Below are 21833 nucleotides of genomic sequence, written 5' to 3'. Positions count from 1 at the left end.
TTCTAAACCTCTTATTCTAATTGCATTTCTACAACTTCTTTAAGCTTGCGTTCTAAACCACTTATACAAATCCTTCGCTAATAAAGAGTACACCACATTATAATAATTTTCGTCTGAACCAACTAACTTCTCAAATGCGTTTTGATTTTGAGCGTATTCTTCCATCACTTTGTCTTGGAAGATATCTTTAAAAAGATTGTTCTCAAACATTTCTGAGCTATTATTTTTAGCCATATTCACAACTTTTAAATCTATTTCTCTTTTAAAAGATTTATATAGGATTTCAATTAATACCTTATCTCCCTCTGTGAAATCGTTTGGGAATCGTTCATTGATTCGATAAATGATTTCTTCTAAAGAATCTCGTTCTTCCGGTGGTTTAATGCCTGCATTAATTTCTTTTGTATTACTTAACATCCCACTCTTGGAGTCTTCTGCCACTAGCATAATTTCACCTTCAAACTCCTTTTGGAGTTTGTAGTATTCTAGTTTCACTTTATCAGCTACCTCTACTTTTTCACGTTGCTCTTTCGGAATGAACTTTAAAAGGTAGTTTGTAAAAATACTTTCTTCTAAAAGTTGCATATCAAATGTGCGATCTAATTGAGAGATATAGTTGTACCATTTGCCAAAGTTACGAAGGGTTACTCGAAACTCATACTGTGTGTCTCTAGTAAGATCTTCATACCGTTGAATAATGGGTTTGAAGAGGCTGGACATACGCCCGAGTAACTTTTCATCTTGTTTCTGTTGTGCCTGTTTTATCAGCTTTAATACTTGATCAATATCTTCTTGATTGTAGATAGCATATTTTCGCAATTTACTTTGTGTATCATAAATTAAGTTAATATTGATTTCACTATCCAAAGTAGTGACTTCGTAGAACGGTTGAAATGCTTCTAAAATTTCTTCCTCACTGTTTACAAAGTCAAGGATAAACGCATCTTTTTTCCCTTGCATTGTACGATTTAAGCGAGATAATGTTTGAACAGCTTTAACGCTGCGTAACTTTTTATCAACAAACATCGTATGCAATAAGGGTTCATCAAATCCTGTTTGATATTTTTCAGCTACAATTAAAATATTGAAATCATCTGTGTGGAACGTTTCTTTTAACTGGCTTTCCTTGATGCGATCTCCGTCCTTTGTAACATTCATACTTGGTTCAGTATATTCCACACCTTCATCAGTCACAGAACCTGAGAAAGCTACTAACACATCTAAATCTTTATATCCCTTTTCTTCAATATAAGTTTTAAATTCTTGCATGTATCGCACTGCATGTAAACGAGATGGGGTGACAACCATAGCTTTGGCACGACCACCAATCGCTTTTTTTGTTACCGCTCGAAATTGTTCAACCATAACCTCTGTCTTTTGGCGCAATACCCACGGATGGAAAGACTGATAGCGGGCAATAGCACGAACAGCTTCTGTTTTAGGAAACTCAGGATTATCTTCTATTTCCTTCGCAATACGATACGAAGTTTTATATGTCATATAGTTTTTTAAGACATCTAAAATAAATTCTTCCTCAATCGCTTGGCGCATACTATACACATGAAATGGCGCAAAGCTTCCATCTGCTTTTTTTGTTCCAAACATTTCAATTGTTTTTTCTTTTGGTGTCGCTGTAAAAGCAAAGAAACTTAAATTCTGATGAAGTCCTTGAGCTAATAATGTTTTCACTAATTCGTCTTGGTCATCTAATGTAGTGTTTTCAATACCTTCTTCAATCTCTTGATATTCTTTTAGCGTTGCCGCTTTATCTGCTAAAGCTGCTTTTAATTTTTGTGCGCTGTTACCCGTTTGAGAAGAATGCGCTTCATCAACAATTACCGCAAAATTTCTGCCATTAGAAGCATCTATTTCTTGATAAATAATAGGGAACTTTTGAAGCGTTGTAATAATAATCTTCTTACCATCATTAATGGCTTGTTTTAAATCCTGAGAGGATTTTTTATCATCAATTGTTTCAACTTGTCCTGTTGTATGATCGAAACTCATAATTGTGTTTTGTAATTGACGGTCTAACACTGTACGGTCAGTAACAATAATGGTTGATGCAAATATCGGATTATTGTTATTATCATGAGCAGACGCTAAATGATATGCTAACCAGGCAATACTATTTGATTTCCCTGAACCAGCACTATGTTGGATCAAATAATTTTCACCACTGCCATGCTCTTTTACATCTGCAAGCAGTTTACGAACAACATCTAGCTGGTGATAGCGAGGAAAAATTAGTGTCCTTTTCGTAACTTCTCGGTTACCTTGTTTTTCCTTTTTCACTTCCAGATTCATGAAACGTTGAATAATATCCATTACATTATCTCGATGCAGCACTTGTTCCCATAAGTAAGCTGTTGGATACCCATCTAGGTTTTCAGGATTCCCCTTCCCACCTACCTTCCCCGGGCCATTCGAACCTTGGTTAAATGGCAAGAAATACGTCTTTTTCTCAGCCAGTTTTGTTGTCATATATACTTCATAGTGATCTACTGCAAAATAAACTAAGAAACGAGTATTGAATTGAAAAACTAGCTCTTTAGGGTCACGATCCTTTTGAAATTGAACTTTTGCATTTTCAACAGATTGACCTGTATACTGATTTTTTAGTTCTAAAGCGATAATTGGAATCCCGTTCAACAGTAGCACCATATCAATCGTCTTATTGTTATTAGGGCTATACGCAAATTGGCGCGTACAGGTAAATTGATTCGCATCATACTTTTGCAACACGTCATAATTCAGTCCAGAAACAGGTTTAAAATACGCTACTTTTAATGGTACACCCCGGTCTTTTAAGCCATTGCGTAAAACATGTAGCATACCGTGCATGCTCACTTCTTCATTAAATCGTTTTAAAAACTTACGACGTGCATCCACTTTATAAATCTTCTCATAGCGCTCCCACTGCTTCGGCTGCGTCGCTTGAATAAAATTGATAAGCTTATCTAAATCAAGACCGATCGTTGCATCAAAATTGGAATCTTGGAAACTCTCTTTTCGCCATCCTCCCTCTTGAGTTAAACTTGTCTCAATATCTTGTTCAAAACGAATCTCCTTAACCTCAACCAAATCCAGCACCTCCTAGACTTCTTTTTTACCAGTTACGTATTCATAGATTAGTGATTTTTTATATTGTTCCAACTCCTGAATTATTTTCTGTTTCGAGTCTATTATTGATTCAATTTCGAAAGTCTTTTTATTTAAATAATTAATAATTTCTTCTTGTTCTTGTATACTTGGAATAATTACAGGCACTTTTTTTAGCAATGGCTGACTTAAAGAAGCTCTAGTAACTAAATTCATTTCTTTAGCAAAAAAATCCCTAATAAATGACGCATCAAAATAATATCTAGCATATTCAGTAAGCAAAGCCCCTTTATTATTAGGTCTAAATCTTATTACAAAACCAGCAAAAGTAGCTTTCGGAATACTTTTCAAACAAACTGCTGTCATTCCAACCTCTTCTATAGTTTCAGATGTTCTAGTAAAGAATATATCCCCTTTTTGAACAGTATAATTCTCTTGATCTTCTTCTGAAGATTTGACTAAACCATCTACTTGACTAGGTAATACCCTATTTTTATACACATCACTATAACTAACGAATGGAAATCCCTCTCCAAAATACTCCGAAGATTTACTAATTCCATTTTGGAATAACCCGAGATAGCCCAGTGGAATAATTTTATAAGAAGCATTAATGTTTCCAATAACTTCGACACCACTGTCTTTCATTTCAACATTCTTATTCAATCCTTTTGTTACAGTTTCTGTGATTAAGGATTGCTTGTATTTTCGCAGTTCATCGATAGATTGTTTTGTCTCGAAAATAATTTTATCTATAAATTCAACTTTACCTTTTATGCGATTTATTATCTTTTTTTGAGTTTCTTTCGAAGGCAAAGGCATGACTAATGCAGATAACTTTTCCATTGGTATCCTCATACGAATGGTGTTAAGTTTACCTGTAGAAGATTCTTTCATCATTATTCCATTCCCTAACCCTAATAAACTTTTCTGAAAAGCCTCTGTTTGAAACAAATAATAATAATATCTAATGTCAATGTCGTTGCTATCCGCATATAGAGTGTAATAAACTGGGCTAACAGCTCCTTCATACTTGGATAACCCCACTGCACCCGCAAGAATATTCATACTATTTATTACAATATCCCCTGGGTACGTTACTTTATATGCTGTAAGGTCTTCCTTAGCTTTATTTCCACCGCCTGTTTTTTCGGAATAAGGGAAAACTCCTCTTTCAACAGAAAGGGACAAAATTTCTTTTGTAATGATGGGTTCGTTTTTTAGTTTTCTTTCTTTTAATATATATTTCATTCGCTTCAACCCCCATTCCTTAGGGATTTGGCCAATCCACTTAACACCTGAATCTTTCATCTCACTTGTCAACGTTACTCACATCCTTACCTGATAAAGCCTCAAAGTTTGCTACAATCGATTCTTCTAATTTTTTTATCCGTTCTGCAATCACTTCAGAAGGCTCCGGTGCCGTATATTTATAGAACAAACGTGTGAATGGGATTTCGTACCCAATCTTATCTTTCTTACGATCTATCCAAGCATCTGGATTAAACGGTAATACTTCACGTTCAAAATACGCCTGAATATCTTCTTTCAGTGGAATGTCTTCCGTATCACGTAAACTTGTATCAGCTACAGGCTTTCCTTTTTTCAAAATGATGTTGCCTTCTTCGTCTCGCTGAGGGCTTTCTACCGTTACTTTAGTGAAACCAAATTCTTCATTATTAAACACTTTTGATTCTACAATCTTTTCATCTAAATAATATTCTTTGTTATCGAATTCTCCATATGCTTGAACAATAATTTTTCTACATTCTTCACTAATATCAACACGTTTTTCTCCAATATTTTTACGTCGCTTTTCAAATATTTTAGAAGCGTCAATTAATTGAACTTTACCTTGACGCTCTAGCGATTTATTTTTCGTAATAATCCATACATACGTTGTAATACCTGTATTGTAGAATAAGTCTGTTGGTAATTGAATAATTGCTTCCAACCAATCATTTCCAATTACATATTGACGAATCGCACTTTCTCCACCACCTGCATTTCCTGAAAATAATGCCGATCCATTGTGAACAATTGCCATACGTCCTGTTTCTTTTAATTTTGAGATACCATTTAGTTGGAATAACAATTGACCATCACTAATTTTAGGTAAACCCACACCAAATCGACCATTCTCACCTTTTCGATGCTCCTCTTCAACTTTGTTTTTATCTTTCTTCCAATCAATACCGAAAGGCGGATTTGAAATACAATAGTCAAACGTATAGTCTTCAAATTTATCATTTGATAACGTGCTACCTAAAGCCATATTGTCTGGATTTCCCCCACGAATCATTGTATCTGCTTTCGCAATCGCAAACGTTTCTGAATTTAACTCTTGTCCAAAAGTACGTACTTCTGCACTCTCATTAAAATCGTGAATGCGTTCGATCATAGCCGACAACATTTGTGATGTTCCCATTGTCTGGTCGTAAACGGTTTTTACCACATCTCGTCCTGTTAATGTGTCTCGATCCTCAACTAATAACAAGTCTGTCAGTAAATAAATGATATCTCGACTTGTAAAGTGTGCTCCTGCTTCTTCGTTATAACTCTCAGAGAATTTTCGAACTAACTCCTCAAAAATATATCCCATATCTGTACTTGTTACCTTGTCAGGACCTAAGTAAGATTCTTTTTTGTTAAATTCCTGAATTACATAATATAGGGCATCATTTTCCGCCATGTTTGTAATTTCAACATCAAATTTAAAGTTCGCCAGAATATCTTGCATATTATCTGAGAATCCGTTTAAATATGCTCTAAAGTTTGTTTCGATATTTGTTGGATCTGCAAGCAATGTTTCAAATGTATATAAGCTTGTATTATAAAAAGAATAGCCTGATGCTTTTTCTAAGAAGCGATTGCGCATTGTTTCATTCATATTTTTATATTGTTCAGCAGCTTTTAAAACTTCATCACGTGTCGGTATCAAAGTGTCATGAAGTCGTTTAATAACAGTCATTGGTAGGATAACCTTCCCATATTCATGTGGCTTATACAGACCTCGTAAAATGTCTGCTACGTTCCAAATAAGATTGGCTTGCTTCTGAACATTGATTGCTGTTTGAATATTACGATTTAATTCATTCATTGTTTATTCTCCTGTTTCTATGTTTTGTTAAGATGTTTCAGCTAATGGTCATAGCTTCTCAATTTTTCTTATAAAAATTATTAGTGCGCTGCTCTCAAGACTTTTTAATGATTATATAGTCCTATTGCAATGATATCAGTACAGACAACTTGTCACAAGACAGTGACAGATACTTGGAAATGTTACTAGAAAAAAGTAACACATCTTCACTATAAATTATGCAATTCCTCTCCCCAGACCGCATCAAATCAATAATAAAGAGGATTACAAGTTGTAATCCTCTTTCTCATCTGTTGTAATTTTTCTAGTAACCTCTTTGTTTGTTACTGAATTTGTAATCCCTGCTATCTTAGCTATGACAGCCTTTACAGCTCTTAAATTACAAAATTACATGCTAATACCTTGTAAATTTAATAACTGTTTCTAGAAAAAATCGAACCCCTGCTCTTCTATTAATTTTTGATTGACCTAGATAGCCCGGCGACCTACTAGTTTCTTATGCATAACGGTTTTATAATCAAATATATTCCCTTGATTCTTTTGCTGAATCGTTAACTGCTGCTTCATCCATGCGTCTCTAATTTGCTTAGCATCCGCTCCTAGCTTCCGATTAACATAGTTCACAGTCAAAAATAAGCCTTCATTATTCAGGATGGCATGGGTACCATTGGTCGGTTCATATTCATCAAATATATGACTTCTATTGGCGTCCAGCTCTTCCAGATTTTCAATCACGCATTATTCAGTCGATCCGTATGACTATTTTCGGCGCACATAGTTAAGAAAAGTTCCAGAAAGTCCTCGACTGGCATGTCCAATCCTTCATCTTTAAAAAGATCATTCAAGACTTCAGCAATAAATACTATGAATGAAAAAAGGCTTGCAATTCTTTTAAGGATTCTATTTGTTAAAGATGCTTCTGTATATTGCCTTTCTAAGAACTCGAAGCGATGTTTGTAACGTTCTTTTTTCAAGTTCCAACGTTTAATAAATTCAACACCGATTGTTCCATAATATTTTTCTAGGTACTTGTCATACGATTTAAAGTATTTACTGTCAATTCCACGAGTACTAAAGTTAGTTATTGGTATAAGACGGGCAGCTGCACCTTGTGCATTTGTATATTCCAATATGTTATTTTCACCATTTGTTATTAATGCGGATTACCAGCTACCAATGGACTGACTTCTTTCAGTATATCCGCGAACTTTCTATTTCCTAGTTGAATGTTTTGAAACTCATGTGGCTTGTTCGATGTATTAGTATCATCCATAACCAGTGGATAGGTGTTTAAGAAACCAGCTAGACGTTCTACCCCTACTTTAGTGGATGAAATGGTTGTCATGTATTCTATAGGTTTTTCCCACACGCTAGCGCAAGCATTAAGGACGGTTGTTTTTCCATTAGATGAATAACCGGATATATCAACGATTATCTGTGACAAATTAAATTCTTTGAACAGGATAGACGCAAAAGAGGCAGCTACTGCAAATGCTGCGCCTGCATGGTAACGAAATGGTGCCAAGATCGAATCAATCCATTGTTGAGTGGTGCCAAGTTTCTTAAAAACGTCCAACCGTTCTTGCTCGCCATCTCCCGGTGCAGTAGCGACGGCGGACGAAATTTACGGACATCTAACAAGAGGATTAGAAAAAGAGGCCTCTCAAAAATTCAGTGAATTAATGAGTGACCTCCGTATTTAGAGTGATTTTATCGGCTCTTATGACCAATAAAATGACCAAGGTATCAAGAGAAGTACTCTAAGCCTTTGTCTATCAAGGGTTTAGAGTTTTTCTTACATCATTCCGCCCATTCCACCCATGCCGCCCATGTCAGGCATTGCAGGAGAGTCTTTTTCTGGCTTGTCTGCGATGACGGCCTCTGTTGTGAGGAACATCGCTGAAACAGATGCCGCGTTTTGAAGAGCTGAGCGCGTCACTTTCGCCGGGTCGACGATACCGTGTGCGATCATGTCGACGTATTCGCCAGTTGCCGCGTTGTAGCCGACACCGACTGATTCGTTCTTGAGTTTCTCGACGATGACCGAACCTTCTTCACCCGCGTTTTCCGCGATTTGACGGACCGGTGCTTCGAGGGCACGAAGGACAAGTTTGACACCAGTTGCTTCATCCGCTGTCACTTCTGCAAGGAGCGCACGAACGGCTGGGATCACGTTGATGAGTGATGTACCACCACCCGCCACGATTCCTTCTTCAACGGCCGCACGTGTCGCGTTGAGCGCGTCTTCGATGCGGAGTTTACGCTCTTTGAGCTCTGTCTCCGTAGCTGCACCGACTTTGACGACGGCTACGCCACCTGCGAGTTTCGCAAGACGCTCTTGGAGTTTTTCACGGTCGAAGTCAGACGTTGTCTCTTCGATTTGGTTGCGGATCGTTTGAACGCGTGCTTTGATTGTTTCTTCGTTCCCTGCACCTTCGACGACAGTCGTTGTGTCTTTTGTGACGACGACTTTCGATGCGCGACCGAGCATGTCGAGTGACGCTGATTTGAGGTCGAGACCGAGGTCTTCTGTGATGACTTGACCTCCTGTGAGTGTCGCGAGGTCCTCGAGCATCGCTTTACGACGGTCACCAAATCCTGGTGCTTTGACGGCTACCGCGTTGAACGTACCACGGAGTTTGTTCAAGACGAGTGTCGCGAGGGCATCGCCTTCGATATCTTCTGCGACGATCAAGATCGGCTTCCCTTGTTGCACGACTTGCTCGAGCACTGGGATGATTTCTTGAATGTTTGAGATCTTCTTGTCTGTGATCAAGATGTACGGGTTGTCGAGTGACGCTTCCATCTTGTCAGAGTCTGAGATCATGTATGGTGACAAGTAGCCACGGTCGAACTGCATTCCTTCAACGACGTCGAGTTCAGTCGTGAAGCCGCGTGATTCTTCGATTGTGATGACACCGTCGTTACCGACGCGCTCCATCGCTTCTGCGATCAATTCGCCGACTTCTTCGTCCGCTGCCGAGATAGCCGCGACTTGTGCGATCGCTTCTTTTGACTCGATTGGTTTCGAGATAGCTTTCAACTCTTCAAGTGCGCGTGTGACCGCTTTGTCGATTCCTTTACGAAGAATCATCGGGTTCGCGCCCGCCGTGACGTTCTTGAGCCCTTCACGAATCATCGCTTGTGCGAGGACTGTCGCTGTTGTCGTACCGTCCCCTGCGACTTCGTTCGTCTTCGACGCGACTTCAGCAACGAGTTTCGCGCCCATGTTTTCGAAGCGGTCTTCGAGTTCGATTTCTTTCGCGATTGTCACGCCATCGTTTGTGATGAGTGGTGAACCGAATTTCTTCTCTAGGACAACGTTGCGTCCTTTTGGTCCAATCGTTACTTTGACTGCGTCAGCGAGTGCGTCGACACCGCGAAGCATCGCGTGACGTGCATCTTCTGAGAATTTGATATCTTTTGCCATCGTTCATTTCCCCCTAAAAAAAGTTTTTGAATAATGGTGCTTAGCCTACGATTGCAAGAATATCGCTCTCGCGAACGATTAAGTACTCTTTTCCATCATGCTTCACTTCGGTACCTGCGTACTTCGAGTAGATGACCAAATCATTTTCTTTCACGTCGAGATCGATGCGCTTGCCTTCGTCCGTCACGCGGCCTGTACCGACTGCGACGACTTTCCCTTGTTGCGGCTTTTCTTTCGCCGTATCAGGAAGCACGATGCCCCCGATCGTCTTTTCTTCTTTCTCCACGACTTCGATGATGACACGATCGCCTAGTGGTTTTAACATGGAAAAACCCTCCTCCGAATATGAATGATGTAATGTGTATCGTAAGGTTTTAGCACTCAGTTAAAAGGAGTGCTAACACTGATTAGTGTAGTATGTGTCGATAAAAAAATCAAGGGGGATACATTAAAAAATGCTCTTACTCGCGGTCAAGAGAACTTATTTGTTACAATGAGAAAAAGGTAGGTTCACTCTTATGATTAAGGACGTGTTGAATTGGCTACACTAAACTCAAACCAATCGATAAATACCCGTTTTTCGATGGCGCCTAACATTCGTCTCCGGCACCTCACCCCGATTTTACTATATGCGTTCGTCCAACTGTTCCCGCTCGTGATTAAAGCGTTAAGACCGGAATGGTTGACGGAAACGTTCGTCGGGCTCTGGCTCGCCATCGGGTTCGGTGTGACGATTGTTCTGTCAATCTTGCTCATCTGGCCAGACTTGAAACAATACAAAGCCCAAGGCATCCAGTCGAACTTGAACGACACGGTCAAATGGATCGGGCTCGGGATTTTGATGCAATACGGGCTCGTCATCGTGGCGAACTTGATTGAGACGGCCATCACCGGCGACCTCGTCGAGTCGATGAACACACAAAACATTGCCGAGATGGTGGAAGTTATTCCACTCATGATTTTGCCGGTCGTCTTGCTCGGACCGATCATCGAAGAGATTCTCTTCCGTCATATTTTGTTCGGGAACTTGAACGCGCGCTTCGGTTTCTGGATTGCCTTTGGTGTCAGTTCGATCTTATTCGCACTCATCCACCAAGATAATCGGTTCCTCGTCTATATCGCGATGAGTTTCGCATTCTCGTACGCGTATGCGAAGACAAGACGATTGATCGTTCCGATCGCCATCCACGCGTTTAACAATGCGCTCGTGATGCTTGTCATATTTTTAATGTAGAAATGAGGTGGCAGTTATGCCGCGACAATTAAAAGTGATGATGCTCTTCAGTCTATCGTTCGGTGTGTTGTTCACCGTCCTCGCGTACTTCTCGGTACAAGAGTACGGCTTCAGCTTCTGGACGTACTTTATCATCGCCGTCGCCGCTTACGACTTTTTCAAAGTGTATCAAATCTTGGCACTCGCCCGAAAAGTCAAAAAAGAAGGCACGGACAAATCCGCATAACGAAACCCCGAGTCTTACGAGCTCGGGGTTTTTCTTATCGTTGTAACTTTCGATTGATCCTGTATTTCTTCTTGATAGACACTCCGAATGAGCAGTCCACGCAGACCGAACAACACACCTAATGCGACATAAATGACATCAATCAATAAGATTTGTGGTTCATCCATAAAGAAATTGATGATAATGCTAATGACCAGCAAACCGTAAATCGTGATGCTCATGAGTGACGCATCGACTTGTCTCCTGATTCTCTTCGTCACCTTTTCCTCAAGCTTTTCAATTTCTTCGTGTCGATAACCATAAATCGCAAACCCTAGACCAGTGATTGACAAGGCGACGAACTCACCATCCCATAGCGCGAACAAAAACAGTCCTACAAAAAAGATTATGAACCCAATGAGTAACTTCTTACGCACCATACCCCTCCTTAAGACGGAATCCATAGTTTTGCAAAATCAAAATAACCGAACAAGTCGACACAGACGTCCTTCAGCTCGACCGGGAACGGAATGGTCCGCTCCTCGTTATAGAGCGGGATGAAGTACGACTTCTCTTTCAACTCGCGTTCAATCTCCCGGTGCAGCGGCAACCAGTCTTCAAACGGCAGGTCATCATATTGCCCAACTCGCTCGGTCATCTCCTCTATATAAGGGAACACTTTATGAGGAGGCGAGTACTCGTTCGTCATGAACTGTTCAAACCCGAGCGTGATGTTCCGCTCGAACACTTCCCCGTGAACGACCAAATCGACGTATTCATAATACGTCTTGTCATGGATCGAATCTTTGAAGCTGATGGGCACGAATTCATAGGCAATGCCGTGACGCGTCAACATCTCGGCAATCCAGTCGGTCGTATCATTCGTGAAGTCCGTCTGTTTGATGCGAATCGGTCGGTCGAACGAGACAGGTGTTCCTTTTGGAATGCGATACGTCTCGCTCATCGAACCGAGAAACCCTCGGTCGTTCGGTGTTCTTCGCTCATTCAACGTCCCAATCTCCGGTCGAATCTCCGCAATCAATCGATGCATGTAATGCCGCGCTTCTTCATTGGCGAACACACTATTCGGGTGACTGTTCAAGATGACAAGCCCGAACCCGGACGGTGTCGAGATGTGTCCGGTTTCTTTGGAATCCCTTGATGAGATGCGATACGTCGGATCATATCCGTCCGGCACTTTGATGAACTCGACCCGGTCGAGGAGCGCCCGCACCCCGAAATAATTCTCGAAGGCGAGGAGGACCGTCTTCTCCTTGTCATGGCGATCCAATTGAAACGGCCCCGTCCCGATACTTCCTTTAGCGATACTCGTATGAATCATCGACAGTTTCGGGATGTACGAATTCCGACGCCGGTCGAGCGTGACGTCGACGCGATACGTGCCGTTCGATGCGATATGCCGGACGTGCCGATACATATACCGATACGCATCCGACTGAACGAGTGTGCGTAAACTTTTCGTCACATCTTTACTCGTCATGAGCGACCCGTCATGGAATCGGACTCCTTTCCGAAGAAACAAGACGAGCGTATTCCCCTGCCATTCATAGTGATGCGCAAGCTCCCCTGTGACCTCACCAGACGCGTCAATCATGAACAGACGATTGAAGACGTTCTGGACGAGGTGGGCACTGTGGATGTCAGCCGCCTCGAGCGGATGTGTCGTCAAAAAGTGACGACGGCGCGGGATGATGAGCGCATCGCTCGACGTCTGGACGTAACCGAACTTCTTCTCGAGCTGGCGCATGAACCGACCTGCCTGCGCAGGCGACCAGTCCCACTCCAGTTGATTCGTCACTGCCTCGACCGACTCTTTCTCTATGCGGTCAAGCAGCTGTTTGGCCAAATCACGCTCGACGTGTCGTAGCCATTCGAGACGCGTCAAATTTCCCCGTCCGCGTCCGCTCGTATACGTGAGCCACCCTTCTTCTTGCCACCGTGACAAATGACGCTTCGTCTGTTTCGGGCTTAAATGAATGGCTTCCGCCATATCGGAAATCGTGTACGCTCCGTCCCGACACTCTTTCCACAATCGAAATAAATACGCATCCACGTCACATCCCCCCTTAAAAGTGGACATCATTTCCCCATGTCGTCCATTTTTCAAATCCGTTGTCTTGTTTATCATACAGGTACAGAATGGAAGGTGACAAGATGAAATGGAAAGATATACCTAAACCAATAAAAGTTCGACTCGTGACATCATTTTTTAATCGTTCGGTCTCATTCGCCATCATGCCGTTCATGGCACTTCTCTTTGTCAAAGCGTTCAATGAATGGATCGCGGGCGTCTTCTTGATCTCGCTCGTCTGTCTCGGATACGTGATCGGGTTGATTGGAGGCTATCTCGCCGATAAATTCTCACGGAAGCGACTCCTCGTGTTGACGGCAAGTCTCACCGCTTCGATGTTTCTCGTCATGACGCTCAGTCTCCAGTTCGACCAGATGATCATTTTCATGATCGCCTATACGATTTTCACGGTCACGAACAACCTTGGGCGGCCTGCGATGAGCGCCATCATCATCGATGCGACAACGCCTGAGAACCGAAAAGCCGTGTACGCGCTCGATTACTGGTTGATCAACTTATCCATCACGATTGGGACGGCACTCGGGGGTTGGCTCTATGTCAGCAATCAATTGTTACTATTTTGGATTTTGACGTTCACGTCGAGCATGTTGCCGATCGCGTACGCCATCTTCCTCGAGGACACGAAACGGACGTGGACCTCTCAAAAGCTTCGCCTCGTCTTCGTCGACGTGTTCCAAAGTTATCAAATCGCCTGGCGTGACCGCCCGTTCGTCAAAGTCGTCTTCGGCTCGATGTGTATCCTCGCTGCTGAGTTCTCGATGGGCAGTTATGTCGCGGTCCGGCTCGCCGATTCATTCGAACCGCTCTCGATTGAATCATGGACAATCAACGGGGTGCGGATGATGAGTCTCATTCAAATCGAGAACACGCTCATCGTCGTCGCGTTGACATTCTTCATTCAACGTCTCGCCTCACGTTTCTCAAACAAGCATACGCTACTCGGCGGACTCGCGTTGTACACGATCGGGTACGCCGTCATCACAAGCGCGAACTCGATGATGCTCCTTCTCGGTTTCATGCTCATCGCAACATTCGGCGAATTGTTGTACTCACCGGTATTGAACACGGAGAAGGCGAACATGATGCCAGAAGACCGCCGTGGTGCGTACTCTGCGTTTGCCGGGACCTCGTTCGCCGGTGCCGACTTCTTATCACGTTCGACGATTTTGATTGGGTCGCTTCTCACCCCGTTCATGATGAGCGTCTACATCGGACTGTTGGTCAGCTTCGGCTGTTTCCTCGTCTATAGCGGCATCTATGTAAAAGAAAAGCTCGTCCTGCGACGAGCCGCGTCCTAAATCAAACCCATCCTTTCTCAGTGGAAGGATGGGTTTTAGTCGAGCTGCTGTTGGTACATCGCATAGATCAAGGTCAACGCCCGGATGCAGAAAATTGTCGAGAAGCCATAGATGCTCAGCTCGAGCAACGAAACAGATGGATATTGTAGGGCAAGGGAGACCACATAGCCTACTAAACAAAGCAAGACGACAAGTGTGATCGTCCACTCATCCGACTTCCGCTTCATCTTCTCCGCCACCCCCTTCTCTTCTTTCTCTACGCGTTCACGCTGCCAAAAGTAAAAGAACAAGGCATACATCGCAAACGAGATTCTTGGAACGTCGCCTAAGAGTAAATCAAAAATGATGAGACCTAAAAATAAGTATGTCCCCAACTGATAGCCGCTCTGCATTTGAAGACGCGAACGAAGTGATCCGTTTGACCCCCACTTCATAATCCAATCACCGCCACGGTCAATCCACCGTAGACGAACCCGAGTACGATGGCACTGATGGCCATGCGCTTATATTGCGGATATTGATAAAGGGCAACCGCCCCACCAACGACGTGAACAAATGCGACGATAAACGTCAAAATCGGAAAAAGCATAAAGAACCTCTTTTCTTTTTAGGAAATCATGGAAACAAATCCATTTTCCGATATACTTGAGTGCGAACTCATTATAACAATTATGGATAAGGAGTTGGAGTTCTATGTATGATTCGCGTATGGATTTGACGACAGAAGAAATGTTACTCGTGAACAGCGAAGTCGAAAAACGAAAACGTAGCTTGCTCGTCGCCTACTTGCTTTGGTTTTTCCTCGGTGCATTTGGTGCGCATCGTTTCTATTTCAAAAAAATCGGTTCAGGAATCGCCATGGTCCTACTCGTCGTCTTGACGCTCGGTCTCGGTGCATTCATCACAGGCATTTGGGCACTCGTTGATGCATTTCTCATGCCGGGTTGGCAACAACGTGAAGTTGAGCAGATTGAGCGCGAGACGATTAAGCTGCTTCAAACACGTTCTGATCGCTATACAGGATTCTAATCAAAAAAGACGATCGGGTCATCTCGCCCCGATCGTCTTTCAACGTTCTGTTAAGTAGAGGGCGAAGTCCCGTGATTTTCGCTCTTTCACTGCATGATGAATCCAGAGCCACGCCAACCCTTCGAGCTCACGAGCAAGTTTCAGTCCGTGGAGCGGATGCGTATCGAATCCGATTTCGTTCGATAGCTCGACAACAAGCCGCACCGCTTCCTCATCTTCACCTGCGACGAACATGACGGACCCATTCGGATCGCCTAAATTCTCGACCCCTGTCTGATTGAACGCCTTCACAACTTTCGTATCCGGAATGAGTCGCTGCAAATACTCCGCTCCCGAAACCCCGTCCGGTCGCTCGTCGAGGCCACCTCTTGTAGCGTCAATGTCCCTTCTCGCTCCGTCCGTGTCCCGTACAGCACCTCATAGCCTGCTCGTTCGAACTGCTCCCCGAGCGTGCGTCCCACTTTCCCGGCACCTAAAATCCCGAGTTTCATGATTCACAGCTCCTCGTCTGTCCGCGTGACCGTTCCTCCGAACTCTGCTGCAAGCCCGTCTAAAATCGATTCTTATGGGAACGTGACGATGTGATACGGTTGTTTTTCCTTTTTAGCTATGAAAAATTCCTCCTTTTAGGTAGAAAACATGACGCGCACTTATCCTACTCTTTTTCCCTGCTTTTCCGTAAAAAACCTAGTCCGCAGACTAGGTTCAGGTCGGTCGTTTTTCATTCAACTCATAGTGTGAATACGGTACACAGAGCGGTGTCCCGTATAGCGGATCCTCGGTCACCACGACTTTGAGACCGAATACGTCTTTCATGAACGTCTCATCGACGACATCGTTCGGACTGCCTTCGCGATACACGTTACCGCCAGCTAATGCGATGACATGATCGGCATAGCGACAGGCCAAGTGAAGGTCGTGAAGTACCATGATGATCGTCTTTCCTTCCAATCGATTCAATCGATACATCAAATCTAAAATCTCGATTTGGTGCGACATGTCCAAATATGTCGTCGGTTCATCGAGCAAAATCGTCTCCGACTCTTGGGCGAGTGCCAACGCGATCCACACCCGTTGCTTTTGTCCTCCGGAAAGGTTGCTGACGAGCGTGTCACGGAGCGATACCGTATCGGTGAAGGCGAGTGCCCGCTCGACGGCCCGTTCATCGTCTTCCGAATATCGTTTGAAGAACGTCTGGTACGGATAACGCCCGAATCGGACGAGTTGTTCGACGGTCAATCCATCCGGTGCCACGTTCACTTGTGGCATGAATGCCATGAGTCGAGCCGCCTCTTTCGCTCGATACGAATCGAGCGGTTTGTTTCGAAATGCGATCTCCCCGCCTAGTGCATCTCGCTGTCTCGCAAGCGTCGAGAGGAGCGTCGACTTCCCGCAGCCGTTCGCGCCGAGAAGGACGGTGATTTTCCCATGTGGGATGGAGAATGATAATTGATCGAGCACCGTCTTCTGTTCATATCCGATGGTTACGTGGTTCAAATCAAATGTGTTCATCTCATGCTTCCTTTCATCATCCGTCGAAGTAAGTAGAAGAAATACGGTGCTCCGATGACGGCTGTCATCACGCCGGTCCGTAGTTCATACGGATAAAAAATCGTCCGAGCGAGTACGTCCGCCAACACGACAATCGTCGCCCCTACAAGCAGCGTCGCCCAGATGTAAGGGAGCTTCAACCCTTGTCGAGCGATATGAGGTGCCATCAACCCAACAAAACCGATTGCACCGACAAAGGCGACACCAATACCGGCGAGTAAACAGGAAAGCAACAACGTCCCACGCTGAATCCCTCGTACCGGTACACCGATGCTCGTCGCTGTCGCTTCACTGATATGAAGCGGACGAACATGACGTTCAATCAAGAAGGCTGCCAGCAAAAAGAGAAGGACGAACGGCACCATAATCTTCAATTGATTCCACGTCGCGGCGTAGACTGTACCGGTGAGCCATTGTTGGATATCGTTCTTTCGGTAAACGTTCGAGGCGAGCATCATGAACTGAACGATCCCTTGCGAGAAGATGCTGATTCCAATCCCAACAAGTGCTAGCCGGACAGGTGGGACTCCACGTTTCAACAAATAGAAGAGGAACATCCCGACAACAATCGCCCCAAGGAACGAAGCGATTGGGATATAGGCGAGCGGCACTGACAGCTGATTCGTTCGCTCATCCGAGAAAACGGTGAAGAACGTAGCCGTCGCAACCCCTGCACCTCCGACAATCCCGAAAATCTCCGGGGATGCCAGTTCGTTTTTGATTGTCAGTTGTAACAAGTGACCGCTGACGGCGAGACTTGCGCCGGCAGTGATTGCCATCAACACACGTGGCATCCGAAACTCGAAGACGACGAGTTGCTCGAATGCATCCCCTGCACCGATGAACAGGGCAGCGAGTGAGGCGGGACTAAGGAATGTGTCACCGATGGCGAGCCCGAAATAAATCGACACGAGCAATCCGACGACAAGTAGAAGCGCCAACTCGATTTCACGCTTCCGGAGCGTGAACGAGACAGGACCTTTTCGAAAGCGATATGTTTTCATGATTTAAAGACTCCTTGTCTGACACTGACGAGATAGATGAAGAATGCCCCACCGATGACGGCGAGTACGACCCCAACGGTCACTTCGCGTGGGAACAGGATGATACGTCCCAGAATATCCGCCGCAAGCAACAGGACGCTACCGATGAGGGCACTTCCGGCGAGACGAGCGAAAAAGGCCGTCCCGAACAGATATTTCGCCAAATGGGGAGCGAGCAGACCAACAAATGCGATTGGTCCGGCAAGTGCTACCCCGAATGCGGAGAGCACGACGGCGAGCGTCACGGCGACGAACTTGATGATGCCGACATTTTGCCCGAGTGAACGGGCGACCTGGTCTCCGAGCGATAACGTCTCTAACTCTTTACTGAGCAAGAGAACGAGAATGACCGCCGCCGCCATCCATGGCAACAACGTCTCGACGAGCGTGAGCGATCGTCCGGCGACCGATCCGGTTAGCCAGAACAGTACCTCATCAAGCGCACCTTCCTCATACGCGATGATTGACTGGGTAAATGAGCTGAATAGAGCGGCAAGCGACGCCCCGGCAAGCGTCATATACATGACGTTCCCTCCGTTCGCACTCAGTAGATAGACAATCACGCCGGCAACAAATGCTCCGATGAGCGAGGCTGTCGTGAACGAGGCGATACTACTGAACCCAAAAAGCGTTACGAGCACGATGGCCAGACTCGCTCCGGCATTCACCGCCAAAATATCAGGAGATGCGAGCGGGTTACGGGTCACGAGTTGAAAGATGAGCCCGGCGAGACCTAGGACACTACCGACGAGTAGCGCGACGACCGTCCGTGGGATGCGATTGTCGGCTAACGCAATCATCGCTTGAGATGACCCGTCCGCTTGGAACGTCATCACATCTTGATGGCTGACCGCAATCACACCGACGCGCAAGGAGATATAACTTAAGATAGGTAAACAGATGATCAAGAAAAGTAATTTGATCCAAGGTTTTTTCATGTCCTCACTTCTTTCCTTTCCTACCATAGCAAATATTGCGTTCCATAAAAAGGGGTTGACAGTGAGAATCATTATCACATATAGTCAGGAAGGAAAATCACCTACATAGAGGAGAATTGTAATGAAAAAATGGATGCTCGCGTTACTTACGCTTTGCTTAACCGTCGTCCTCGCTGCTTGCGGTGGGTCTGACGATACAGAGAACGATACAAGTTCAGAAACAGCGACTCGCTCGATTGAGCACGCGATGGGAACGGCGGACGTATCTGAAAACCCGGAACGCGTCGTCGTCTTGACGAACGAAGGGACAGAGGCCCTTCTCGCCCTCGGCGTCAAACCAGTCGGAGCCGTCAAATCTTGGAACGGTGACCCGTGGTACCCGCACATCGAGTCTGAGATGACAGACGTCACGGAAGTCGGGACAGAAAGTGAAGTCAACTTAGAGGCCATCGCAAAATTGAAACCCGATCTCATCATCGGAACGAAACTTCGTCAAGAGAACATCTATGACAAGTTAAACGCCATCGCACCGACGGTCATGTCCGAGACGCTCAAAGGTGATTGGCAAGAAAACTTCACCCTTTATGCGAACGCACTCAACCTAGAAGAGGAAGGCAATCAAGGGTTGGCCGACTACGAACAGCACGTCGAAGATACGAAAGCAGAACTCGGAGACGCCGTGAATAAAGAACTCTCGGTCGTCCGCTTCCTTCCTGGCGAGTCACGCATCTACTTCAATGACAGCTTCTCCGGCGTCATCCTTAATGATGTCGGCATCAAACGTCCAGCGTCACAAGATAAAGCGGAATTCGCTGAGCCAGTCGCGATGGAACGAATTCCGGAGATGGCAGGCGACCACATCGTCTACTTCACATATGGTGGAGCAGACGGGTCGAAGACAGCCGAAGAATGGCAATCGAATCAGTTGTGGAAAGACCTCGATGCTGTCAAAGCAGGGGAAGTGACAGAAGTCAGTGATGACATTTGGAACACGTCGGGTGGCGTCTTGTCTGCCAACCAAGTGCTCGATGAACTCGTCGACATTCTAAAATAAATCAAAAGCGCGCCAATTGAATTGGTGCGCTTTTTCATACACTCATATGGTAAAATTTACATATCAACTCATAAGGAGCTTTATCTATGCAACGTACACTTCGAAAGTCGGCGACGGACCGCTCTCTGTCAGGAGTATGTGGTGGAATTGCTGAATACTTTGGTATTTCTTCAATAGGAGTTCGACTCATCTTCTTGATTCTACCTGGGAGTTTCCTGCTTTATATGATTTTGACGAATTCCATGAAAGATGCGCCAAGGTATCTATAAGAAAACGCGGAAGCCATGCAGCTTCCGCGTTTTTTTGTTAGGCATTCACTTTGTCTTTCATCGCTTCAAGCGCTCCGCTGTTCAGGAAGTGCCATGGCTTGTTGTAGTGTGGTTGGAAGAAGAAGTCGACATAGGCGAGCTCTTCGATCGTCATCTCGTTTTGGATGGCGAGCGAGAGTGTGTTGACCGCTTGCGTCAAATCCGCTTTCGATAACACTTGTCCTCCGACAATCCGATGCGTTTCTTTTTCATAGACGAGTTTGAATTCAACTTTCTCTGCGGTCGGCATGAACTCCGGACGATACGCGTCCTCAATGATGACACTTTCTACGTCGAGTCCGAATAGAGCTGCCGCTTCTTCTGTCAAACCAGACGACGCAATGTTCCAGTCGTAGAGTCGAAGTCCTGACGTTCCTTGCGTCCCTTGGTAGCGGACACGTGGTTGCATCATATTTTCCGCGACGAGCGTTCCCATACGGACAGCGTTCGTCGCAAGTGGGATGTAGGCATGTGTGCGTGCCGGGTTATAGTAGACGGCACAGCTGTCACCTGCCGCAAAGATATCGGGGTTGCTCGTACGCATATATTCGTCGACGATGATGGCGCCGTTCCCAAGCATATCGACTTGCCCTTCTAACAGTCCTGTGTTCGGACGGAATCCGACGCAGAGGATGACGAGATCCGCTTCGAATTCACCTTTGTCCGTCACGACGTGTGTGACGTTCCCTTCTGTTCCACGGAACGCTTCGACCGTCTGACCGAGTTCGAGGTCGATTCCGCGACTGGTCATGTCCGCTTCTAGTGGATCTGTGAACGATTTATCGAGATATTTGTTCAAGATGCGGTCGGCACTATCGATGAATGTGACGTGTTTTCCGTATGATTCGAACGCTTCGACGAGCTCGACCCCGATATAGCCAGCCCCGATGACGGCAATCTTCGTCGCGTCTGTCGCCCGCTCGATGATGCGTTGGGCGTGCGCGTAGTTTTTACAGAGCTCGATTCCATTCATTTCGATTCCTGGGAGCGTCGGGACGATCGGCCATGAACCCGTCGTGACGATCAAGCGGTCATACGTGTCATGCACGTCTTCACCGGTCTCAAGATTTTTAGCGTGGACCGTCTTCGCTTCGGAGTCGATCGACAAGACGTCATGTTTCATGCGCATCGTCGCACCGAGTTCTTCAAGTTCACGTGGTGACGAGTAGAATAACTCTTCCGCACGTTGGACGACACCACCAACGTGGAGCGCAATCCCACACGAGAGGAAGCTAACATTATCGTTCCGCTCGTAAACGGTGATATCGAGATTGTCGTGCTTGGCGAGTAATCCTTTGACTGCTGCTGTTCCTGCGTGTGTACATCCGATGACTGCGATTTTCATATGAGTCGTCTCTCCTTTTATGTTAAACAATACGTTTCGTTTTATATTGTGATAAACATCACATTTACTTCTTGACCTTAGTG

Annotated in this window: 24 protein-coding genes; 6 read left to right on the top strand and 18 right to left on the bottom strand. The window is 44.9% G+C overall.

The window, feature by feature from the left end; all coding sequences use genetic code 11:
* Nucleotides 1-39 precede the first annotated feature (39 nt).
* The 8 genes from KNO94_RS11750 to groES form a co-directional block, all read right to left on the bottom strand.
* Nucleotides 40-3084 (bottom strand): type I restriction endonuclease subunit R, encoded by a 3045-nt coding sequence (locus KNO94_RS11750; protein ID WP_214779901.1) that lies wholly within the window; start codon nt 3082-3084, stop codon nt 40-42.
* Between the two features lie 12 nt (nt 3085-3096).
* Complete coding sequence (locus KNO94_RS11745) at nt 3097-4425, bottom strand: restriction endonuclease subunit S (protein WP_251125963.1); 1329 nt, start codon at nt 4423-4425, stop codon at nt 3097-3099.
* A complete protein-coding gene (locus KNO94_RS11740; RefSeq protein ID WP_214779899.1) occupies nt 4415-6202 on the bottom strand; it encodes a type I restriction-modification system subunit M in 1788 nt (595 codons plus the stop codon). The genes KNO94_RS11745 and KNO94_RS11740 overlap by 11 nt, the downstream gene beginning before the upstream one ends.
* Before the next feature lie 468 nt (nt 6203-6670).
* On the bottom strand, nt 6671-6937 hold the full coding sequence (locus KNO94_RS11735) for a hypothetical protein (protein WP_214779897.1): 267 nt from the start codon (nt 6935-6937) through the stop codon (nt 6671-6673).
* Entirely contained in the window at nt 6934-7332 is a 399-nt protein-coding gene (locus tag KNO94_RS11730; RefSeq protein WP_214779895.1) for a hypothetical protein, read from the bottom strand. Before KNO94_RS11730 ends, KNO94_RS11735 begins: the two co-directional genes overlap by 4 nt.
* A gap of 23 nt (nt 7333-7355) precedes the next feature.
* Nucleotides 7356-7778 carry a DUF927 domain-containing protein gene (locus tag KNO94_RS11725; protein ID WP_214779893.1) on the bottom strand — a complete coding sequence of 141 codons (423 nt, stop codon included), beginning with the start codon at nt 7776-7778 and terminating at the stop codon, nt 7356-7358.
* A 219-nt stretch (nt 7779-7997) separates the two neighbouring features.
* Nucleotides 7998-9632, bottom strand: coding sequence for a chaperonin GroEL (groL, locus tag KNO94_RS11720; protein WP_214779891.1), 1635 nt, complete (start codon nt 9630-9632; stop codon nt 7998-8000).
* Nucleotides 9633-9672: 40 nt separating this feature from the next.
* Complete coding sequence (gene groES, locus KNO94_RS11715) at nt 9673-9957, bottom strand: co-chaperone GroES (RefSeq protein ID WP_015880602.1); 285 nt, start codon at nt 9955-9957, stop codon at nt 9673-9675.
* Between the two features lie 258 nt (nt 9958-10215).
* Between groES and KNO94_RS11710 the strand changes: the two genes are divergently transcribed.
* Both KNO94_RS11710 and KNO94_RS11705 read left to right on the top strand, forming a co-directional pair.
* A complete protein-coding gene (locus tag KNO94_RS11710; protein WP_214779888.1) occupies nt 10216-10866 on the top strand; it encodes a CPBP family intramembrane glutamic endopeptidase in 651 nt (216 codons plus the stop codon).
* Between the two features lie 16 nt (nt 10867-10882).
* On the top strand, nt 10883-11092 hold the full coding sequence (locus tag KNO94_RS11705; protein WP_015880600.1) for a YdiK family protein: 210 nt from the start codon (nt 10883-10885) through the stop codon (nt 11090-11092).
* A gap of 14 nt (nt 11093-11106) precedes the next feature.
* On the opposite strand, the gene KNO94_RS11700 is transcribed toward KNO94_RS11705, so the two are convergent.
* Together KNO94_RS11700 and KNO94_RS11695 are read right to left on the bottom strand one after the other, a co-directional pair.
* Nucleotides 11107-11508, bottom strand: coding sequence for a hypothetical protein (locus KNO94_RS11700; protein WP_214779886.1), 402 nt, complete (start codon nt 11506-11508; stop codon nt 11107-11109).
* 11 nt (nt 11509-11519) lie between these two features.
* The gene (locus KNO94_RS11695) at nt 11520-13145 is read right to left on the bottom strand and encodes an ABC transporter substrate-binding protein (RefSeq protein WP_214779884.1); all 1626 of its coding nucleotides are present in this window, start codon (nt 13143-13145) and stop codon (nt 11520-11522) included.
* A 101-nt stretch (nt 13146-13246) separates the two neighbouring features.
* Here KNO94_RS11695 and KNO94_RS11690 point away from each other — a divergent pair, with 101 nt between their 5' ends.
* Entirely contained in the window at nt 13247-14482 is a 1236-nt protein-coding gene (locus KNO94_RS11690; RefSeq protein WP_214689564.1) for an MDR family MFS transporter, read from the top strand.
* Nucleotides 14483-14517: 35 nt separating this feature from the next.
* On the opposite strand, the gene KNO94_RS11685 is transcribed toward KNO94_RS11690, so the two are convergent.
* Both KNO94_RS11685 and KNO94_RS11680 read right to left on the bottom strand, forming a co-directional pair.
* Complete coding sequence (locus tag KNO94_RS11685) at nt 14518-14916, bottom strand: CobD/CbiB family protein (protein WP_214779882.1); 399 nt, start codon at nt 14914-14916, stop codon at nt 14518-14520.
* Nucleotides 14913-15071 (bottom strand): hypothetical protein, encoded by a 159-nt coding sequence (locus KNO94_RS11680; protein WP_031424520.1) that lies wholly within the window; start codon nt 15069-15071, stop codon nt 14913-14915. The genes KNO94_RS11685 and KNO94_RS11680 overlap by 4 nt, the downstream gene beginning before the upstream one ends.
* 104 nt (nt 15072-15175) lie before the next feature.
* Between KNO94_RS11680 and KNO94_RS11675 the strand changes: the two genes are divergently transcribed.
* Nucleotides 15176-15511, top strand: a complete 336-nt coding sequence (locus KNO94_RS11675) for a TM2 domain-containing protein (RefSeq protein ID WP_015880594.1) — start codon at nt 15176-15178, stop codon at nt 15509-15511.
* A 39-nt stretch (nt 15512-15550) separates the two neighbouring features.
* Here the strand turns inward: KNO94_RS11675 and KNO94_RS15285 are convergent, their stop codons facing one another.
* From KNO94_RS15285 to KNO94_RS11655, 5 genes are all read right to left on the bottom strand, one after another.
* Complete coding sequence (locus tag KNO94_RS15285; protein WP_251125960.1) at nt 15551-15832, bottom strand: NAD(P)-binding domain-containing protein; 282 nt, start codon at nt 15830-15832, stop codon at nt 15551-15553.
* Nucleotides 15799-16002 (bottom strand): NAD(P)-binding domain-containing protein, encoded by a 204-nt coding sequence (locus tag KNO94_RS15280; RefSeq protein ID WP_251125959.1) that lies wholly within the window; start codon nt 16000-16002, stop codon nt 15799-15801. Before KNO94_RS15280 ends, KNO94_RS15285 begins: the two co-directional genes overlap by 34 nt.
* Before the next feature lie 214 nt (nt 16003-16216).
* On the bottom strand, nt 16217-17023 hold the full coding sequence (locus KNO94_RS11665; protein WP_074034811.1) for an ABC transporter ATP-binding protein: 807 nt from the start codon (nt 17021-17023) through the stop codon (nt 16217-16219).
* Nucleotides 17020-18066 carry a FecCD family ABC transporter permease gene (locus KNO94_RS11660; RefSeq protein ID WP_074034812.1) on the bottom strand — a complete coding sequence of 349 codons (1047 nt, stop codon included), beginning with the start codon at nt 18064-18066 and terminating at the stop codon, nt 17020-17022. Before KNO94_RS11660 ends, KNO94_RS11665 begins: the two co-directional genes overlap by 4 nt.
* Nucleotides 18063-19043, bottom strand: a complete 981-nt coding sequence (locus KNO94_RS11655) for a FecCD family ABC transporter permease (RefSeq protein ID WP_214689570.1) — start codon at nt 19041-19043, stop codon at nt 18063-18065. The genes KNO94_RS11660 and KNO94_RS11655 overlap by 4 nt, the downstream gene beginning before the upstream one ends.
* 121 nt (nt 19044-19164) lie before the next feature.
* Here KNO94_RS11655 and KNO94_RS11650 point away from each other — a divergent pair, with 121 nt between their 5' ends.
* Nucleotides 19165-20097 carry an ABC transporter substrate-binding protein gene (locus tag KNO94_RS11650; protein WP_214779880.1) on the top strand — a complete coding sequence of 311 codons (933 nt, stop codon included), beginning with the start codon at nt 19165-19167 and terminating at the stop codon, nt 20095-20097.
* Between the two features lie 86 nt (nt 20098-20183).
* The gene (locus KNO94_RS11645) at nt 20184-20366 is read left to right on the top strand and encodes a PspC domain-containing protein (protein WP_074032578.1); all 183 of its coding nucleotides are present in this window, start codon (nt 20184-20186) and stop codon (nt 20364-20366) included.
* A 37-nt stretch (nt 20367-20403) separates the two neighbouring features.
* On the opposite strand, the gene KNO94_RS11640 is transcribed toward KNO94_RS11645, so the two are convergent.
* Nucleotides 20404-21750 carry an FAD-dependent oxidoreductase gene (locus tag KNO94_RS11640; protein WP_214779878.1) on the bottom strand — a complete coding sequence of 449 codons (1347 nt, stop codon included), beginning with the start codon at nt 21748-21750 and terminating at the stop codon, nt 20404-20406.
* Nucleotides 21751-21833 lie beyond the last annotated feature (83 nt).

The sequence above is a fragment of the Exiguobacterium sp. s22 genome, from assembly GCF_018617455.1.
Classification (GTDB): domain Bacteria; phylum Bacillota; class Bacilli; order Exiguobacteriales; family Exiguobacteriaceae; genus Exiguobacterium.
Note: the sequence above shows the minus strand (reverse complement) of the source record. Positions and strands in the feature narration are given on the sequence as shown.

Coding starts and splice junctions, on each gene's coding strand:
- KNO94_RS11740 (WP_214779899.1), bottom strand. CDS start 6,202: ATGAATGAATTAAATCGTAATATTCAAACAGCAATCAATGTTCAGAAG.
- groL (WP_214779891.1), bottom strand. CDS start 9,632: ATGGCAAAAGATATCAAATTCTCAGAAGATGCACGTCACGCGATGCTT.
- groES (WP_015880602.1), bottom strand. CDS start 9,957: ATGTTAAAACCACTAGGCGATCGTGTCATCATCGAAGTCGTGGAGAAA.
- KNO94_RS11710 (WP_214779888.1), top strand. CDS start 10,216: ATGGCGCCTAACATTCGTCTCCGGCACCTCACCCCGATTTTACTATAT.
- KNO94_RS11705 (WP_015880600.1), top strand. CDS start 10,883: ATGCCGCGACAATTAAAAGTGATGATGCTCTTCAGTCTATCGTTCGGT.
- KNO94_RS11690 (WP_214689564.1), top strand. CDS start 13,247: ATGAAATGGAAAGATATACCTAAACCAATAAAAGTTCGACTCGTGACA.
- KNO94_RS11685 (WP_214779882.1), bottom strand. CDS start 14,916: ATGAAGTGGGGGTCAAACGGATCACTTCGTTCGCGTCTTCAAATGCAG.
- KNO94_RS11680 (WP_031424520.1), bottom strand. CDS start 15,071: ATGCTTTTTCCGATTTTGACGTTTATCGTCGCATTTGTTCACGTCGTT.
- KNO94_RS11675 (WP_015880594.1), top strand. CDS start 15,176: ATGTATGATTCGCGTATGGATTTGACGACAGAAGAAATGTTACTCGTG.
- KNO94_RS15280 (WP_251125959.1), bottom strand. CDS start 16,002: ATGAAACTCGGGATTTTAGGTGCCGGGAAAGTGGGACGCACGCTCGGG.
- KNO94_RS11665 (WP_074034811.1), bottom strand. CDS start 17,023: ATGAACACATTTGATTTGAACCACGTAACCATCGGATATGAACAGAAG.
- KNO94_RS11660 (WP_074034812.1), bottom strand. CDS start 18,066: ATGAAAACATATCGCTTTCGAAAAGGTCCTGTCTCGTTCACGCTCCGG.
- KNO94_RS11655 (WP_214689570.1), bottom strand. CDS start 19,043: ATGAAAAAACCTTGGATCAAATTACTTTTCTTGATCATCTGTTTACCT.
- KNO94_RS11650 (WP_214779880.1), top strand. CDS start 19,165: ATGAAAAAATGGATGCTCGCGTTACTTACGCTTTGCTTAACCGTCGTC.
- KNO94_RS11645 (WP_074032578.1), top strand. CDS start 20,184: ATGCAACGTACACTTCGAAAGTCGGCGACGGACCGCTCTCTGTCAGGA.
- KNO94_RS11640 (WP_214779878.1), bottom strand. CDS start 21,750: ATGAAAATCGCAGTCATCGGATGTACACACGCAGGAACAGCAGCAGTC.